The organism is Streptomyces sp. NPDC012794, from assembly GCF_042901085.1.
Lineage (GTDB): Bacteria > Actinomycetota > Actinomycetes > Streptomycetales > Streptomycetaceae > Streptomyces.
The window spans coordinates 1-15,573 of record NZ_JBIBCI010000014.1 but is presented as its reverse complement, the minus strand read 5'-3'; the positions used below and the strand labels follow the sequence as shown (position 1 = coordinate 15,573).

Sequence of the window (15,573 nt, the reverse complement as noted above, 5' to 3'; positions counted from 1 at the left end):
CTCGGTGCCCGGGCGGTCGAGGCGTACCAGCGCGATGTCGTCCCCGGGGGTAAACCCCCGCAAGCCCCGCGGGGTGGCCCCCGGAGCAAGTCGGCGGATCACCCCAGCGCGGCGCCCGGCCCAGCGGACGAAGATCATTTCACCGGCTCGGGGAGCCGCTGCGACGCAAGGAGTGATCGGAATGCACGGGTACACGGGGACGACGGGCCGGCGGCAGCTGCTCGCACTCACGGCGGCGCTCGCCGGGACGGCACTGACCGCCCCGGCCGCTGCGGCGGCGACGGCCGTACGCGCCGGCTCCGCCCGGGAGAACGGGGGAGCCTCCGTGGTGCGCGCCCTGGAACGGGCCGCACGCCCCCTGCGCTCCACCGAGCCCGGCGGTCCGAGCGCGGACCTGCGGGCGCTGAGCTCCATGGTCGGGGAGGCGACGGTGGTGGGGCTGGGTGAGGCCACGCACGGCTCGCACGAGTTCTTCGCCATGAAGGAACGCGTCTTCCGGCACCTCGTCGAGGAGCGCGGCTTCACCACCTTCGCCCTGGAGATGAGCTGGTCGGCCGGGCTCAGGATCGACGAGTACCTCCAGGGCGCTCCCGGCGACCCGAGGAGCATCGCGGAGCGGACGCTCGCCGGATCCCCCTGGGAGCGCGAGGAGTTCGTCAGTCTGATCGGCTGGATGCACGAGCACAACCAGCGGCACCCCGGCCGCCGCGTCCACTTCATGGGGGACGACCTGGGAGCGCCGGGACTCGGTGACCACACGTTCGAGCGCGTGCTGTCGTCCGTCCGCGAGACCCGGCCGGAGGCCTTCCCCCGGCTCACCGCGCTGTACGCCGGGCTGCGCCCCTTCGACGACGTCTTCGCCTACCTGGGCAGGCCGGTCACGGAGCGCGAGGAGAACGCCGCACGCGCCCGGGAGGCGTTCGAGCTGGTCGCCGCAGGGCGGGGGGCCGCGGGGCCCGCCTACGCGTGGACGGTGCGGCACGCCCTCAACATCGCGCAGACGTTCGCCTTCGCCACCGTCGACCTGGCCGATCCGGCCTCGGTCACCGCCGTCGAGCTGCTGCGCGACGAGGCCATGGCCGACAACGTGCTGTGGTGGCGGCGCCACACCGGCCACAAGATGCTGCTGTCGGCCCACAACGGGCACATCGGATACCTGTCCACCCATCCGGACATGTACCCCCGGACACAGGGCGCCGTGCTGCGCGGCCGCCTGGGGCGCGACTACGCCGCGATCGGCTTCAGCTTCGCCGGCGGCTCCTTCCTCACCAAGGACGCCTCCCTCAGCGGTGACTGGAAGACGATCACCGTCCCGGCGGCGCGGCCGGGCATGAACGAACACACTTTGGACCAGCTCGGGTACCGGGACTTCTACCTCGACCTGCGGACCGCCCCGGCCCCGGCCCGCGCCTGGCTCGACCGTGCCCGCCCGGTCTACGACGCCGGCTCGACCTTCACCCCCGACCCCCTGCCCACCCTGGCCCTCGGGCGGGCCTACGACATCCTCGTCCACCTCCACCGGGTACGCGCCGCCGACAGGCTCCGCGCCGCGTGATCCGGCCGGTAGCGACCCCGCGCCGCCGCACCGGCCGTCGCCGCTCCCGGTCAGCGCCCGAGGGCGTTCATCAGGATGATGGCCGCCAGGTTCAGGAGCACGACGGCGATGACGGTGCCGATCATGACCCAGGCCCTGCGCGATTCGTCCATGTCCGTCACCTCCGGGCGGTGCCCCTCGACCATGGTGGCCCGGTTCCCCCCGGAGCACACCTCGGCCGTGGCGAAGGGTGCTCCGGGAGCCGCTCACGCCCGTGGGTTCACGCCTTCGCGGGCGAGGCCGGGAGCGTGACGAGTTCGCCGAGGACGCGGGCCGCCGGCGCCGGATCGGCCAGCCACTTCAGGTGGCTGCCCTCCAGGGTGCGCACGTCGTACGGGTTGTCGGGCGTCAGCTCGTTGCCCTCGCGGATCAGGCGGTCCTGGAGGGCGAGGGGCAGGCTCGTGTCGTCGGCCAGGCGGATGTAGGTCTTGGGGACGCGGCCCCAGGTCGCGGCCTGGGCCCGGTCGGCGGGGCCGCCGACGTCCAGGTTCTCGTCGGGCTGGAAGGTGTTCAGGAAGGCGTGGAACTGCTCGTCGGTGCCGTCGGCGAAGAAGGCCGCCTTGAACGCCGCCAGTGAGCCCGGGTCCGACGTGCGGAAGTTGACGCGGAGCAGGCCGAGGTCGGCCGGGTTTCCGGCCAGCGCCGAGGCGAAGGCGGCGGGGTCGACGGAGGCCATCTCCGGCTCGGCGTAATAGTCGTTGGTGTCGAGCCGGACCGGGCACCAGGCCGAGACGTAGACGAGGCGGTCGATCAGGTCCGGGCGCGCGTTGGCCGCGGCCGTGACCGTGACACCCCCCCGGCTGTGGGCGACGAGGATCACGGGGCCGTTCCGCTTGGCCCGTTCGAGGACCCCGATCAGGTGCGCGACGTTGTCGGCGAGCGTGACGCCCTTGATCGAGCCGGGCGCGGTGGCGAGCCCCTCGGGGTCCTGCGGTGCCTGGTAGGCGCGGGTGAAGGTCGCCTGGAATCCGTGACCGGGCAGGTCGACGGCGACCGAGCGGTGCCCGAGGAGGCCGAGTTCGGCCTGGAGGGGTGCGAAGGAGAAGGAGTTCGCGAAGGCTCCGTGCACCAGTACGAACGTCGGTTGCATCATTGCTCACTTTCGGGTGGGGGGTGGCGGACATCCGGTCGGTGTCCGGGGGTTCGGGCGGTCCGGCAGCTTCCGTCAGTCCGACGTGGGACGCAGGACCAGGCAGAGGAAGCCGAAGCTGTCCCGGTAGCCGCGCAGCCACTGCGTACGCCGGGCGGTGGCCGTCTCCAGTACCTGTGCGGCAGCGGGATCGGCGGGGTGGTCCAGGGCCCATGAGGCCAGCGAGCCCCAGCAGGCCCACTCGTAGGCGTCCAGTTCGGCGCGCGTGCTGACATGGCCGTGGACGGGGGTCCATCCGTCGGCGACGACACGGTCCACCGTGGTGGCCAGGTCGGCGAGGTCGCCGAACGTCTCGACGGCCGCCGGTGAGGGGGCGCGGTCCCAGAACGACTCGCCGATCAGGACGCGGCCTCCCGGAGCCATGTGCTCGCGGGCCGCCGCGAGGGTGGGGAGCAGACCGCCGAAGGCGTGCGTGGCGCCGACGCTGATCACCAGGTCGAACGGGTGGGGAGAGCCGAAGTCCGCCGCCTCCTGCCGGTGGAGGAGCAGGCGCCCGTCGACTCCGAGCTCAGTCGCCGCCCGGTGCGCCTGCGTCAGGGCGGCCTCGGAGACGTCGACGCCCTCGGCGTGCAGGTGCGGGCGCGTGGCCAGGGCGCGCAGCAGCCACTCCGCCGTGCCGCATCCGAGGTCGAGCACCCGCTCGTCGCCCCGCGGGAGGCCGTGTTCGAGCAGCCGGCTGACCGAGTCGTCGCCGAGCGGGGACTTTATGGGGTGGCCGACGTGGGCGATCATGGAGATCTGTTCGTGGTTCACGGGGCGGCGTCCCCCGCGTCGAGGAGCAGCTTCGCCGCCACCGCCGCCCCGTCGGTGCGGACCGTGCCGGCGACGGCCTCCGCGCGTCCTCGCGTCTCGGAGGTCAGGGCCGTCCGGAGCGCGGCGGACAGGGAATCGAAGGTCGGGTTCGGACCGTCGTGTGCCGCGCCGATGCCCAGTTCGGCCACGCGGGCGGCCCAGTACGGCTGGTCCACGAACTGGGGAACCACCACCTGGGGGGCACCGGCCCGGGCGGCGGTGGTCGTGGTACCCGCGCCGCCGTGGTGCACGACGGCCGCGACCCGGCGGAACAGGACCTGGTGGCTGACGTCACCGACGGCGAAGCAGTCGTCCGAGTCGTCCACCAGTGCCAGGCCGGCCCAGCCGCGGGAGACGAGCACGCGGCGGCCCTGCGCGCGGGCCGCTTCGACGGTGGTCCGGGCGATGTCGGAGGCCGCGCTCATGGGCATGCTGCCGAAGCCGACGTACACCGGCGGGGTGCCGGCGTCCAGGAAGGCCTCCAGATCGGCGGGCAGGGGGCGTTCGTCGGGCAGGATCCACGCGCCGGTCTGCACGAGGTCGAGGTGGGTCAGCCGCTCCCACGGGCCGAGGACCGGGTCCGCCGCCAGCCACGGCCGTTCGGTGAAGACGTGGTCACGGACGTTGTCCACCGGCGTGAGGCCGAGCGCCGCCCGGTGGGCGTTGAGGGGCTCGAGGTAAAGGGCGTTGACCTTCCGGGCGTCCAGTTCCCACAGGGTCTCGTTGTCGGTCATGCCAGGCGGGGCCGGCGGGCCGGGGCGCGGCGACGGCGGGTAGTGCGCCGAGGGCATCTCGAACGGGTGGAAGCCCGCGTACACGTAGCGGATGCCCAGCTTCTCGGCCACCGAGCGGACCCCGGCCGGCATCAGGCCGCTGGCCACCAGCACGTCGCGGTCCTCGGCCGCCCCGGCGACCGTGCCGAAGTGCGCGGCGACCAGCTCCGCCGCGAACGCGGCCGCGTCCGACGGCGGCGCTCCCGTCCGCAGCGCGCGCACGTCCCGTCCGAAGGGCACCACTTCCGCGCCGACACCCGCCAGCAGCCGCGCGAACTCCTCGTCCGGCGGGGCGCAGACGCGTACGTCCGCGCCGCGTGTCCGCAGTTGCGCCGCCAGTGCGGCCAGCGGGGCGATGTCGCCGCGTGACCCGTAGGCCATCAACAGCACGCGCATGTCGTGTTCCTCATTCCTGTGGATGCCGGCTCAAGCCGGCGATGGTGCGGCGGGGAGCCGGGTGTTCCGGGTCCCCGCCCGGGGGGCTCCTCGTGGCGCCCGTCAACGGATCAGGTCGCGGGCACGTCGAGCTGGTACTCGTGGGTGCGCCGGTAGGAGCGGAATCCGAGGCGGTGGTTGACGGCCAGCATGTGGACGTTGTCGTCGGCGTTGTCCGTCTCGATCTCCACGACATCGGGATGCTCGGCGCGCAGACGCCGCACCATGGCGGCCTTGACCCACAGGCCGAGACCGTGGCCGCGGTGCGCGGGCACGACGGCCGTGTCGTACTGCTGGGCGCGCGGCCCGGAGCCCTGGGGCAGCACGATCTCGGTGTAGCCGGCCATCGTGCCGTCGTCGTGGACCGCCGCGACGGTCAGCAGTGTGTCGCCGCGGTCGGCGACCGCCTTGGCCATGGAGCGGACCCGGTCGGCGTCCCACGCCACGCTGCCGTAGTCCAGGTCGCCGACGGGCATGTCGTTCATCGCGTTCTTGGCCGCGGCGAAGGCATCGGCGAGTTCGTCGGGGACCGTCCCGGTCCAGTGGGCCGCCCGGTAGCCGGGGGGCGGGGTGTCGGCGATCAGCGGCAGGCCGGCGTCGGGCAGCTCGTCGAGGCGCAGTACGAGGTGGTCCAGGGTGAGCGCCCGGCGGAAGCCGCACCGTTCGGCGAAGGCCGCGCCCGGGCTGTCGGCCGGGGCCGCCGCGATGAGGCTGCGCCGGCCCTCGGTGACGCAGGCCGCCACGACCGCCGACATCAGGAGGGAGCCGGCTCCCCGGCGCCGGTGGGCGGGATCGACGTGCAGTTCCAGTTCGGCCAGGTGCTCCTGGCCCGGGGAGGTGAACACCCGCAGGCCGGCGACGGCGACGGGGGCCCCGTCCGCCCCGGTGGCCAGCCAGGCCAGCCGGCGGCTGCCCAGGGCGGGCCGGGTGAGCTGGGCGTGGATCCGTTCCGGATCGGGGGCGGGCACTCCGGGCAGGTCGTGGGCCGTGGCGTTCGCGACGATCCGGTGCCACGCGGCGGCTTCGGCGGCCGAGACGTCCGGAAGCGGAATGAGATGTACGGCTATGGACAAGGTGATCGCTTTCGTGGTCGGGTCGGTCGTTCTGGTCGGTCGTTCTCCGGGAGGACACGAGGGCGTGTCCGGGCCGGCCGGCGGGCCGCGGGGCCGCGGCCGATAAACCGGAGTCAGGGCGCGCTGCCCGGACTCCAGCGGTCGAGAGCGGCGTACGCCGGGATCCACCGGGTGGTGCAGGCGTCGTACGCGGCCGCGGGCAGCCGGGCCAGGAGCCGCTCCGCCGTCGGTTCGTCGGCGCCGTCCAGCAGCCAGGGCAGCAGCCGGGGCGCGTCCTGGTCGACGTACTGGTCGTGGACACGGCTGAAGTGGCCCCACTGGTCGGCCGTCAGCATCCGCCGGACCAGCGGGAGCGCCGCTTCCTCCTCGTGCTCCAGGTGACCGGCGAGACCGCGGGTCAGGGCGTCGGCGAGCTGGCCCAGCCGCAGCGAGTCGGCACCCGCGTCGGTCAGGGCGTCGTCGATGGCACGGATCACCGGGGTGATGGCGGCGTGTTCGGCCTCCATCACCTCCAGCAGCGCCAGGTCCTTCGGCCGGCCGGCCAGGTTCCGCCGCAGCGGCGGCCACAGTGCGTGGTCCTCGGCCGCGTGGTGGGCGTGGAGGGCCTTCTTGAACAGCGCCCATCCGGAAGCGGTGGCCAGCACCTGCCGCGGGTCCCGGTCCGCGGCGGTGGTGAGCCGGTCCAGATGGGCCAGTTCTCGGCGCAGGGCGTCGTGCACCGCGTACATCAGGGTCAGGTCGATGGCGTGGCTCCCGGGTGGTGGCGGGCCGTTGGGAGGTGCTCAGCGGCCACGCAGCCGGCGTGGCCGAGGGCGCCGGCGGGACGACGGCTCACCCGTCCGGCCGTACGGGTGGGGGGGTCCGGGCGCGTGACTGCATGCCTCAAACGATCTTGCAGTTCGTACGTATGATCAAGGAACACTTGTGTGCGGTTCGATAACCGCTGGGTTATCGACGAAAGGCCGGGGCCGGTGGAGCTGCGGGACATCGAGATCTTCCTGGTGCTGGCCGAGGAACTGCATTTCGGCCGGACGGCACAGCGGCTGCACGTCTCCCAGGCCCGCGTCAGCCAGGCCGTCAAGAAGCAGGAACGGCGCATCGGCGCCGAGCTGTTCACCCGCACCAGCCGCACCGTACGCCTGACCGAGGTCGGCCGGCAGTTCCGCGACGACCTGCAACCGGTCTACGCGGGCCTGCACGACTCCCTGGAACGGGCCCGGCTGGCGGCCCGCGGCATCACCGCGCAGCTGCGCGTCAGCCTGATGCCCTTCAACGTGCCCGAACTGCACCCGTACTGGAAGGCCTTCCGCGCGCGGCACCCGCACTGGGGGCTCCAGGTCCGCCAGGCGACCTTCACCGATGTGTTCGGCCGGCTCCGCAGCGGTGCCATGGACGTCGTGGTCGCCTGGCTGCCGGTGGAGGAGCCGGACTTCACCGTCGGGCCGACCCTGTGCACCGACTCCCGGATCCTTGCCGTGGCCGCCGGGCACCGGCTCGCGGGACGGGACTCCGTACCCCTGGAGCTGCTCGCCGAGTTCCCGCACGCCACCGCCCTCGGTCTGCCGGACTACTGGGAGGACAGCTACCTGCCCTTCCACACCCCACGGGGCCGTACGATCGAGCGCCTCGCCCACGCGGCCTCGGACAGCGCCGACGAGCTGATCGGCCACGTCGGCATGGGCGAGATCATCCACACCTTCCCCGGCCATGTCACCAGGTACTGGGGCCTGTCGAACATCCGATGGCTCCCCCTTCCCGACATGCCCACCATGCACTTCGCCCTGGTCTGGCGGACCGAAGCCGAGAACGACCTCGTCCGCGCCCTGGCCGACACGGTGCGGGACCTCGGCGTGTTCCGGTTCTGACCGTCCGCCCGGGCCGCTGTGCACGTGGGCACACGGCGCCGGGCACACCGGTGGCGCCGCCCGTTCACCCGTCGGCTGTGGGCCGTGCCGGTCATCGTCCCCGGGCGTTCGGGGGAACCGCGGGCCTCCCCGGTCCTCCTCCACCGGGCGGGGGCACCGATGGGTGAAACGAGAGAGGGACACGATGCCGCTCTATCTGTCGAGGTTCAGCTACACGCCGGAGACGTGGGCGAGGCTGACCGGCCACCCGGAGGACCGCTCGCAGGCCGCCCGGTCGTACATCGAGTCCGTCGGCGGGAAGCTCCACGGCTTCTGGTACGCCTTCGGCACGCACGACGGCTACAACCTCTGGGAAGCTCCGGACAACGTGTCCATGGCCTCGGTCGCGCTGGCCATCAGCGGGGGCGGCGCGCTCAGCTCGTTCGAGACGACCGTGCTGCTGAGCGTCGACGAGACGCTGGACGCCCTGCGCGGGGCCGGGCAGATCCGGTACCGGCCTCCCGGCGCGTAGCGGTCGGCCCCGTACCCCGCGCGCGGCCGGGACCACGAGGAGACGTACCGCCGACCACTGGGCGCGCGGGCGGATCCGTACCGGCAGCACCATCCCCGTGGCGGAAGGGCGGTCGGGCCGCATAGCGTCTGCCCCGTGCCCGAGTTGCAGTTGCTCCGTCCGGACCACGCCCCCGCGCTGCTCGCCTTCGAGCGGGAGAACCGGGCCTACTTCGCGCAGTCCGTCCCCGACCGGGGCGACGAGTACTTCGCCCCGTTCGGGACCCGCCACCGTGAGCTGCTGGCCGAGCAGGCGTCCGGTGTCTGTTACTTCCACGTGCTGACCGGTGCCACGGGCGAGGTCCTGGGGCGGGTCAACCTCGTGGACGTGGCGGACGGCGGCGCCGAGCTCGGGTACCGGATCGCGGAACGGGCCGCGGGCCGGGGCCTCGCCACCGCGGCCGTACGGGCCGTGTGCGCCCTGGCCGCCGGCGGCTACGGGCTGACGTCCCTGCGGGCCGCGACCACCCTCGACAACGCGGCGTCCCGGGCCGTGCCGGCCCGTACCGGGTTCACCGTCACGGGCGGTACTCGGCTCTGCGGCCGCCCCGGGCTGTCCTGCTTCCGCGCCCCCGGCCCCACGGCGGCGGCGTCCCGGCCCGGACCTGAGAGCCGGACGAGGGAGACCTGAGCCCCGGTCGAACGGCCGCTCGGCACGGCGGTTCCTGGGTAAGGCCCCAGGATGAGCAACGTGAAGCCCGGCAAGGGGTACTACCGCGACAGCCGCTACATCACCACCCGCATCACAGCCGACGGACGCGACGGTTTCCCGGTCGAGCCCGGCCGTTACCGTCTCGTCGTCAGCCGCGCCTGCCCCTGGGCACACCGCGCGGTGATCGTCCGCCGGCTGCTCGGACTCGAGAAGGCCCTGCCCATGGCCGTCGCCGGCCCGACGCACGACAAGCGCAGCTGGACCTTCGACCTCGACCCGGACGGCCGTGACCCGGTCCTGGGGATAGAGCGGCTGCAGGAGGCCTACTTCGCCCGTGACCCCGACTACGACCGGGGCATCACCGTGCCCGCGATCGTGGACGTGCCGAGCGGCGAGGTGGTCACCAACGACTACGCGCAGATGACCCTCGACATGTCGCTGGAGTGGTCGGCGTACCACCGCGACGGTGCTCCGGAGCTGTATCCGGAGGCGCTGCGGCCGGAGATCGACGCGGTCAACGAAAAGATCTACACGGACGTGAACAACGGCGTCTACCGCGTCGGGTTCGCCCCCTCCCAGGAGGCGTACGCCGAGGCGTACGAGCGTCTCTTCGCCCGCCTCGACCGCTTCTCCGAGCGGCTGGAGGGGTCCCGCTACCTCGTCGGCGAGACGATCACCGAGGCGGACATACGGCTGTTCACCTCGCTCGTGCGCTTCGACGCCGTCTACCACGGCCACTTCAAGTGCAACCGGCAGAAGCTCTCGGAGATGCCGGTGCTGTGGGCGTACGCCCGGGACCTGTTCCAGACGCCGGGCTTCGGGGACACGGTCGACTTCGACCACATCAAGAAGCACTTCTACGTGGTCCACAGCCACATCAACCCGTCCGGGATCGTGCCCCTCGGCCCCGACCCGTCGGGCTGGCTCGAACCGCACGGCCGTGAGGCCCTGGGCGGGCGCCCGTTCGGGGACGGCACCCCGCCCGGGCCTCCCTCCCCCGATGAGACCGTCCCGCCCCACCAGGCTCCGTAGCACCCCTGGTACGACCGCCGCCCGCGGGGCCCGGATCTTCCCCGGCTCCCCGCGGGCTCGCGTCCGGCCCGGGGCTACGGCGCGTCGGCAGCCGTACGGCGGAAGGGGCGGGTCCGCTGCCAGTACGAGCGGGCCGCGATGACCAGGGCGACGCCGTACACGGCGAAGGCGACCATCCCGATCCAGCCGGCCAGCAGCGCGTCGCCCGAGGAGTGGAAGTCTCCGCGCCGCAAGGTGACCGCGCCGGCCGAGGCGAGGGCCAGGTACGCCGCCCCCACGACGCCGTACGGGGCGAGCGTGGCGGCGCCGAGCAGGGCCGGGGCGAGCGGGAGCCAGTGCGGTACCCGCCGGCCGCGGAGGAGCGGCGTCCAGCGCGGGAAGACCTGGCCCCACGGACGGACCAGGCCCCAGAGCAGGAATACGCCGAGCAAGGCCAGCAGCGCGGTGGGGTCGAGGCCCCAGGACTCCAGGGTGAGGAACGTCCCCGAAGCCCCGTTCCGCTCCGAGACGGCGAGCATCTCCGCTCCGGTGACCCCCGCGAACGTGCCGCCGAACGCCCAGACCAGCTTCATCGCGGTGTACGGCACGAAGGCCAGCGTCCCCGCCCAGGCGGCGAGTTGGACGGGCTGCGGTGCCGCGGACGCCGCCGGGGCGGCGGAACCGGCGGGCCGGGGGCCGGACCGGGCCGTGGCCGCGAGCAGGACCGCTCCGACCGCCGCCAGGGCCTTGTTCGCAGTGGAGGCCGGATGGTCCACCCCTTGGCCGACCATCAGCGTGATCACGTCCATCAGCAGGCTGAACGCGGTGAGTCCGGCCAGCCCGCACAGGAACCGGAGCAGCAACCGCAAGGCCGGCCGCGGCCCGGACCGCACCACCGCCGCGCCGGCCGCCGCCGCCAGTGCACCCACCGCCACCACCGCCCAGCCGAGCCCGGCGGTTCCCGAGTCACCGCCGTGGTAGAGCAAGGGCGTCCCGCTCAGCGCACACACCAGGCCGAAGCCGGTGTACAGCACCGCCCACAGCACGGTGGCGCGGGCCACCCCGTACGGCGGCCCCCGCCACCGGGCGCCCCGCCGCGCCTGCCTCGTCCGTTCACTACTGGTCATGTCCCGAACAGTGCATCGACCGCGTCGGGGTGGGCATCAGCCGCCGGAACCATTCCCCTCCCCCTGCCGGGGGAGCAGCCCCGGGCGCGGCCGCGCGGCGCGGGCAAGGCGCCGACTCCGCGCACCCGTCGGCGGACTCCACATGACGAGGTGACCGGGGCGCGTGCCGACTTCAGCTGACGCTCGGTCATGATGGTTCCGACCTGGGCGATTTCCGCCCCGAACGTACGACACGGAGTTCCCTCATGCGCATCCCCCGGAGCCGTTCCGCGGCCATGGTCACCTTCATCGGGCTCACCCTGGCCCTGAGCGCCTGCGGCGGCGCCGGTTCCACGGACCGGCCGATCAAGGCGCCCACGCCGGCCCCCGGTTCCAGCGGGGGCACGGCGGCCGCCGGCGCCGCCCCGACGGCGACGCCGTCCGGTGCCGGGGCGCCGCCCGCCACCGCGAGCCCGGCCCCGACGGGCCCGGGCGGCAAGGGCGCGGGCGGCACGGGCGGCGCGGCCACCGACGACAGCTACGCGTACACCCACCCGTGCTCCGCACGGAACATCACCGTCAAGGTGACGTCGCAGCAGGGCTTCCCCGCCACGGTCCGCATCATCACGGTGACGAACAACGGCCCCACCGTGTGCGGACTCGACTTCCACCCCGCCGTCGGCTTCAGCGCCAAGGACGCCGCCCTCGGCATCCAGGCGACGCCTCCGAGCGGTCTCGGCGGCGCGCCGGCCCATCCGGTGCGGCCGGGGGCGACGACGTACGCGGCCGTCGACCTCAACCCGTCGGGCGGGACCGGACCCGTCGCCGACGAGATCAACATCCTGGCCGACCCCGGGCACATGCCGAACGCGGACGCCGTCAGTCTTCCGCTGGCCACCCCGCACTCCGTCGCGCGCCCGAAGGTCGGCCTCTACCACTTCACCGCCCGCGACTCGTTCAACACCCTGTAGGCGTCATCGGCGGACGTCCCGGGGCACTTCCACGCCTCGTCCCGGCGGGGACGGGACGGGTATGACCTGTTCGGAAGACATCCCTTCCGCCGGCGGGGCTGCGCGTCAGAGCTGAGTGCGGCGGTTGCCTTCAGTTCGCGCTCGCCGGTCGGCCGTGTAGTTACGCCTCGAGAGTGACAAGGGATGGAACCGCAGGCCGATGTGTGCAACCGCACCGTCGACGAGCCTGGTTCACATGCCGAAAGTGAATGTATTGCCCGATGTGCCGCGGTGGGCCCGGCTCGCTGCGGTAGGCGCCGCATTGACCAACGTGCCCTCGGCGCTTTGGCGGGTGGCCATTGCCGTCGGTGTCCCCGTCGGGCTGGCGCAATCCGAATACGATCAGATGGGAGCTCCTGGCCTGGGCTCGTTGGCCCTCGTCGGCCTCAGTCTGATCTCCGAGGCCTTCGCGTTCCTCACCTTCGGGCTGGTGCAGAGCTGGGGCGAGGCGTGGCCGCGCTGGATCCCGTATCTACGTGGGCGCCGGGTCCCAGTCATGCTGGGGACCGGCGTGGCGGGGCTTGGCGCGCTGGCCACGACTGTGTTTGGCGCACTGTTCGTCTACACGTCGCTCAACGCAGACATGGAAGCCTCCACCTGGGGCCTCTGGCTGCTCAACATCGTCTACGCACCGTTGCTCTTGTGGGGTCCGCTGCTGGGCGCGGTTACGGTGCACTACTACCGGCGCCGGATGGCCGCCTCGCCCGCGCCGGCATGAAGGCCCGGATCCTGTTGGGCGCTTCCTCAGCCCCGCATCCGCTCGAGCCGGCCCCGCTGCCGTGCACGGCCGGACGGCCACGCCCGAGAGCCCTCCAGCGAATCCCGGTAGGCGCCGACCGCCGGTTCGGGGCATGACGGGCCGTCAAGGGCGCACCCTATGCTTCAGCGCCTCGCAGGGAGGCAGGCGTGCGCCCGATGAAGTCCCGTGCGGTACGGGTGAGGTGGGCCTGGTCGGCGAAGCCTGCGGTGGCCGCGGCCAGGGCGGTGGTCGAGTCCGGCAGGTCGTTGATCGCGGTGCGGAGCCGGCCCCACCGGCGTAAGCGCGCGAGCGTCATGCCCAGGTCCTGCCGGGCCAGGGCGCGCAGCCGGGGGGCCGACAGGCCGACCTCGATGGCGATGGAGGTGATGGGCATGTCCGGATCGTGCACCGTGCACAGGTGGACGGCGTGGGCGACTCTCGGATCGAGTGGGGATGGGCGCCCGGCGAGTGTCTGCAGCTCGGTGTATCCGCCGGCCAGGTCCACGCTGGTGCCGGGCCCGTCGGCATCAGGGGTGCCGAGCGCGGCGAGCAAGCGGCGGACCTCGCCCGTACCGAGCCGTACCGGCCCTGGGCGGGAGGGCAGCAGCCAGGAGTCGATGAACAGGGCGACGTAGGGAGAGGTCGCTTCACAGGTGTGGGCCAGCTGGGGCGGAACGATGAGCCCGGGCGCCGCCACCATGGGCCGTCCCGGCTGGAGGAGTACGGCGTGGCCGCCGATAGGCAGCACGGCTTTCCACGCGGGCAGCCGGTGCTGGGCGACGCGGAACGGGCGGGACTCGGCGAACATCGTCGCCTCGGGGCCGCAGGCGAAGACGATGCGGCGATCGTTTTGTTCAAGTGCCCAGGCACGAGGTGAACTGATCATCGTGCCATGCACGTTATCGCTTCCATTGCCTTGGCCGTGTTCCTGGTCGTCACGGGGGTCGCGCATTTTCTGGCCCCCGGTTACTTCCGCCTGCTGGTACCCGCATGGCTCCGCCGGGAGCGGCTCATCGTTGCCGTCAGTGGTGCGGCGGAGGTCGTGGTGGGTGTGCTGGTGCTGGTTCCGAGCGGCAGGCGGGCCGGGGGCTGGGCCGCCGCAGTCCTGATCACCTGTTACTTGGTGTCCCACGTGGACGCGCTGCGCCGCGCGCGCCCGGACCGGCCCCGGTTGCTGGAGCGGCCGGCCGGTGCGGTGGCTCGGCTGGTGGTGAACGTCCTGTACATCGCCTGGGCGGTTGCCGTGGCCACGTCCGCGGCCTGACGCCGTGCGCGGCAACCGATAGTCCGAGGCGGTGCCGAAGCCGCCGTCATCACAGAGGAAGTCATGCCATGAGTCATCGCATCGTCGTCGTGGGCGCCGGCTACGCCGGTTTGTCGGCGGCCAAGCGCCTCGCCCGCAAGCTGCGCCGCAGCGATGTCACCATCACGCTGGTCAGCGCCTCGGACCGGTTCGTCGAACGGGTCCGGCTCCATCAGCTGGCCGCAGGACAGCCATTGACGGCGCTGCCGTTGCGCCAGCAGCTCAGCGGTGCGCCGGTCCAGCTGGTCGTCGGACACGTGAGGGCGATCGATACCGCCGGCCGGACCGTGTGTACGGACACCGTGCCGGGAGTGATCGGCTACGACACCCTGGTGTATGCCGTGGGCAGCCGGGCACGGCTCGACGATGTTCCGGGGGCAGTTGAGCACGCGTACGCCGTCGCCGACCCCGGGGAGGCAACACGGTTGCGGCACAGGGTGGCCGAGATCGCGTCAGGCGGCACCGTCGCGGTGGTCGGCGCAGGGCTGACCGGGCTGGAAACCGCCGCGGAGCTGGCCGAGAGTTACCCGGAGCTGCGAGTGCGGCTGTTCACCGGTGCTGAAGACGTGGGGCTCGGGCTCGCGCCGCGCGCCCGAACCCACCTGCGGCGCGCTCTTGACCGGCTGGGCGTCTCGGTTCATCCGAAGATCCTTGTCGCGGCGGTGCGGGGCGACGGCTTGGACACGCGCGACGGCGCGTCGTTCGCCGCTGACGCAGTCGTATGGACCACCGGGTTCCAGGCGCCGGAGCTGGCGCGCGCGGCGGGATTCGCGACGGATGAGAGCGGTCGGATGCTCGTCGATGCCACCCTGCGCTCGATCTCGCACCCTGAGGTGTACGCCGTCGGCGACGCGGCTGCCGGAGTGTCGGTGGGCGGAGCGCCGAGCCGAATGTCCTGCCAGGCAGCCCTGCCGATGGGCCGGGGCGTGGCCGACGTCGTTGCGGCTCGGCTGACGGGCCGGGAACCGGAGCCCGTCCGGATCGGTTACGCCTTCACCAACATCAGCCTTGGCCGGCGTGATGGTGTCGTCCAGTTCACCCACGCCGACGACCGCCCCCGCGGGCTCGTCCTGACAGGACGAGCCGCGGCGGTCTTCAAGGAGGCTGTGGTGCGAAGCACAGTACGGTCCTGACCGCGTGGTGATCCGGCTCGGTGACGAGTCGGATTCCTGAGCCGATCCGCCTACCGCATGGACGGTGTCGTGACCTCATGCGGGCGGACGGCTTGACCCCCGTGCAGGCCCCCTCCGGCCTCCCGGTACCGTCGGCATGCATTGATCCGTCCGTGCGTGAGACGGTCGAGCATGGCACCGAAGTGCCGGGCCTCGGATCGTTTCTCCAGGTAGAGATCGCTGGTGAACCGTCCAGATGCACCGTCCCCGAGCCGGGAACGTCCGCGAAGCCGGGGCGTTCTACGGCTGGAGTATTAGTACCAGTGGTTGGCCTGCCAGAAGTTCCAGGCGCCGACCGGGCTGCCGTACCGCTCGTTCATGTAGTCCAGGCCCCACTTGATCTGGGTGG

The 15,573-nt window shown here is 72.7% G+C and carries 16 protein-coding genes and 1 pseudogene; 9 read left to right on the top strand and 8 right to left on the bottom strand.

Features of this window, described 5'->3' with window-relative positions:
• Positions 1–181 precede the first annotated feature (181 nt).
• A complete protein-coding gene (locus tag ACFY7H_RS24110; protein WP_388941308.1) occupies positions 182–1,555 on the top strand; it encodes an erythromycin esterase family protein in 1,374 nt (457 codons plus the stop codon).
• Between the two features lie 259 nt (positions 1,556–1,814).
• On the opposite strand, the gene ACFY7H_RS24105 is transcribed toward ACFY7H_RS24110, so the two are convergent.
• The 5 genes from ACFY7H_RS24105 to ACFY7H_RS24085 all read right to left on the bottom strand — a co-directional run bounded on the left by ACFY7H_RS24105 (position 1,815) and on the right by ACFY7H_RS24085 (position 6,545).
• The gene (locus ACFY7H_RS24105) at positions 1,815–2,684 is read right to left on the bottom strand and encodes an alpha/beta fold hydrolase (protein ID WP_388941768.1); all 870 of its coding nucleotides are present in this window, start codon (positions 2,682–2,684) and stop codon (positions 1,815–1,817) included.
• A gap of 75 nt (positions 2,685–2,759) precedes the next feature.
• Entirely contained in the window at positions 2,760–3,497 is a 738-nt protein-coding gene (locus ACFY7H_RS24100) for an SAM-dependent methyltransferase (RefSeq protein ID WP_388941305.1), read from the bottom strand.
• Complete coding sequence (locus tag ACFY7H_RS24095) at positions 3,494–4,705, bottom strand: glycosyltransferase (protein ID WP_388941301.1); 1,212 nt, start codon at positions 4,703–4,705, stop codon at positions 3,494–3,496. The genes ACFY7H_RS24100 and ACFY7H_RS24095 overlap by 4 nt, the downstream gene beginning before the upstream one ends.
• Positions 4,706–4,815: 110 nt before the next feature.
• Positions 4,816–5,817, bottom strand: coding sequence for a GNAT family N-acetyltransferase (locus tag ACFY7H_RS24090; RefSeq protein ID WP_388941295.1), 1,002 nt, complete (start codon positions 5,815–5,817; stop codon positions 4,816–4,818).
• Between the two features lie 113 nt (positions 5,818–5,930).
• Positions 5,931–6,545: a hemerythrin domain-containing protein gene (locus ACFY7H_RS24085; protein WP_388941292.1), complete on the bottom strand. Its 615-nt coding sequence runs from the start codon at positions 6,543–6,545 to the stop codon at positions 5,931–5,933.
• A gap of 198 nt (positions 6,546–6,743) precedes the next feature.
• On the opposite strand from ACFY7H_RS24085, the gene ACFY7H_RS24080 reads away from it, so the two are divergent.
• From ACFY7H_RS24080 to ACFY7H_RS24065, 4 genes are all read left to right on the top strand, one after another.
• Positions 6,744–7,682, top strand: coding sequence for a LysR substrate-binding domain-containing protein (locus ACFY7H_RS24080; protein WP_388941289.1), 939 nt, complete (start codon positions 6,744–6,746; stop codon positions 7,680–7,682).
• Positions 7,683–7,866: 184 nt separating this feature from the next.
• A complete protein-coding gene (locus ACFY7H_RS24075; RefSeq protein WP_388941286.1) occupies positions 7,867–8,193 on the top strand; it encodes a GYD domain-containing protein in 327 nt (108 codons plus the stop codon).
• A gap of 135 nt (positions 8,194–8,328) precedes the next feature.
• Complete coding sequence (locus ACFY7H_RS24070; protein WP_388941283.1) at positions 8,329–8,862, top strand: GNAT family N-acetyltransferase; 534 nt, start codon at positions 8,329–8,331, stop codon at positions 8,860–8,862.
• A gap of 51 nt (positions 8,863–8,913) precedes the next feature.
• On the top strand, positions 8,914–9,915 hold the full coding sequence (locus ACFY7H_RS24065) for a glutathione S-transferase family protein (RefSeq protein WP_388941279.1): 1,002 nt from the start codon (positions 8,914–8,916) through the stop codon (positions 9,913–9,915).
• A 74-nt stretch (positions 9,916–9,989) separates the two neighbouring features.
• Here ACFY7H_RS24065 and ACFY7H_RS24060 read toward each other — a convergent pair whose 3' ends face one another.
• The gene (locus tag ACFY7H_RS24060) at positions 9,990–11,021 is read right to left on the bottom strand and encodes a hypothetical protein (RefSeq protein ID WP_388941277.1); all 1,032 of its coding nucleotides are present in this window, start codon (positions 11,019–11,021) and stop codon (positions 9,990–9,992) included.
• Between the two features lie 245 nt (positions 11,022–11,266).
• Between ACFY7H_RS24060 and ACFY7H_RS24055 the strand changes: the two genes are divergently transcribed.
• Positions 11,267–11,971: a DUF4232 domain-containing protein gene (locus ACFY7H_RS24055; protein ID WP_388941274.1), complete on the top strand. Its 705-nt coding sequence runs from the start codon at positions 11,267–11,269 to the stop codon at positions 11,969–11,971.
• 235 nt (positions 11,972–12,206) lie between these two features.
• The gene (locus ACFY7H_RS24050; protein WP_388941272.1) at positions 12,207–12,728 is read left to right on the top strand and encodes a hypothetical protein; all 522 of its coding nucleotides are present in this window, start codon (positions 12,207–12,209) and stop codon (positions 12,726–12,728) included.
• 157 nt (positions 12,729–12,885) lie between these two features.
• Here the strand turns inward: ACFY7H_RS24050 and ACFY7H_RS24045 are convergent, their stop codons facing one another.
• Positions 12,886–13,635: a helix-turn-helix domain-containing protein gene (locus tag ACFY7H_RS24045; protein ID WP_388941269.1), complete on the bottom strand. Its 750-nt coding sequence runs from the start codon at positions 13,633–13,635 to the stop codon at positions 12,886–12,888.
• Between the two features lie 6 nt (positions 13,636–13,641).
• Here ACFY7H_RS24045 and ACFY7H_RS24040 point away from each other — a divergent pair, with 6 nt between their 5' ends.
• Together ACFY7H_RS24040 and ACFY7H_RS24035 are read left to right on the top strand one after the other, a co-directional pair.
• Entirely contained in the window at positions 13,642–14,013 is a 372-nt protein-coding gene (locus tag ACFY7H_RS24040; RefSeq protein ID WP_388941265.1) for a MauE/DoxX family redox-associated membrane protein, read from the top strand.
• A gap of 68 nt (positions 14,014–14,081) precedes the next feature.
• The gene (locus tag ACFY7H_RS24035) at positions 14,082–15,185 is read left to right on the top strand and encodes an NAD(P)/FAD-dependent oxidoreductase (protein ID WP_388941263.1); all 1,104 of its coding nucleotides are present in this window, start codon (positions 14,082–14,084) and stop codon (positions 15,183–15,185) included.
• A gap of 293 nt (positions 15,186–15,478) precedes the next feature.
• Here ACFY7H_RS24035 and ACFY7H_RS24030 read toward each other — a convergent pair.
• Positions 15,479–15,573, bottom strand: a pseudogene (locus ACFY7H_RS24030) (lytic transglycosylase domain-containing protein); the annotation flags it as partial.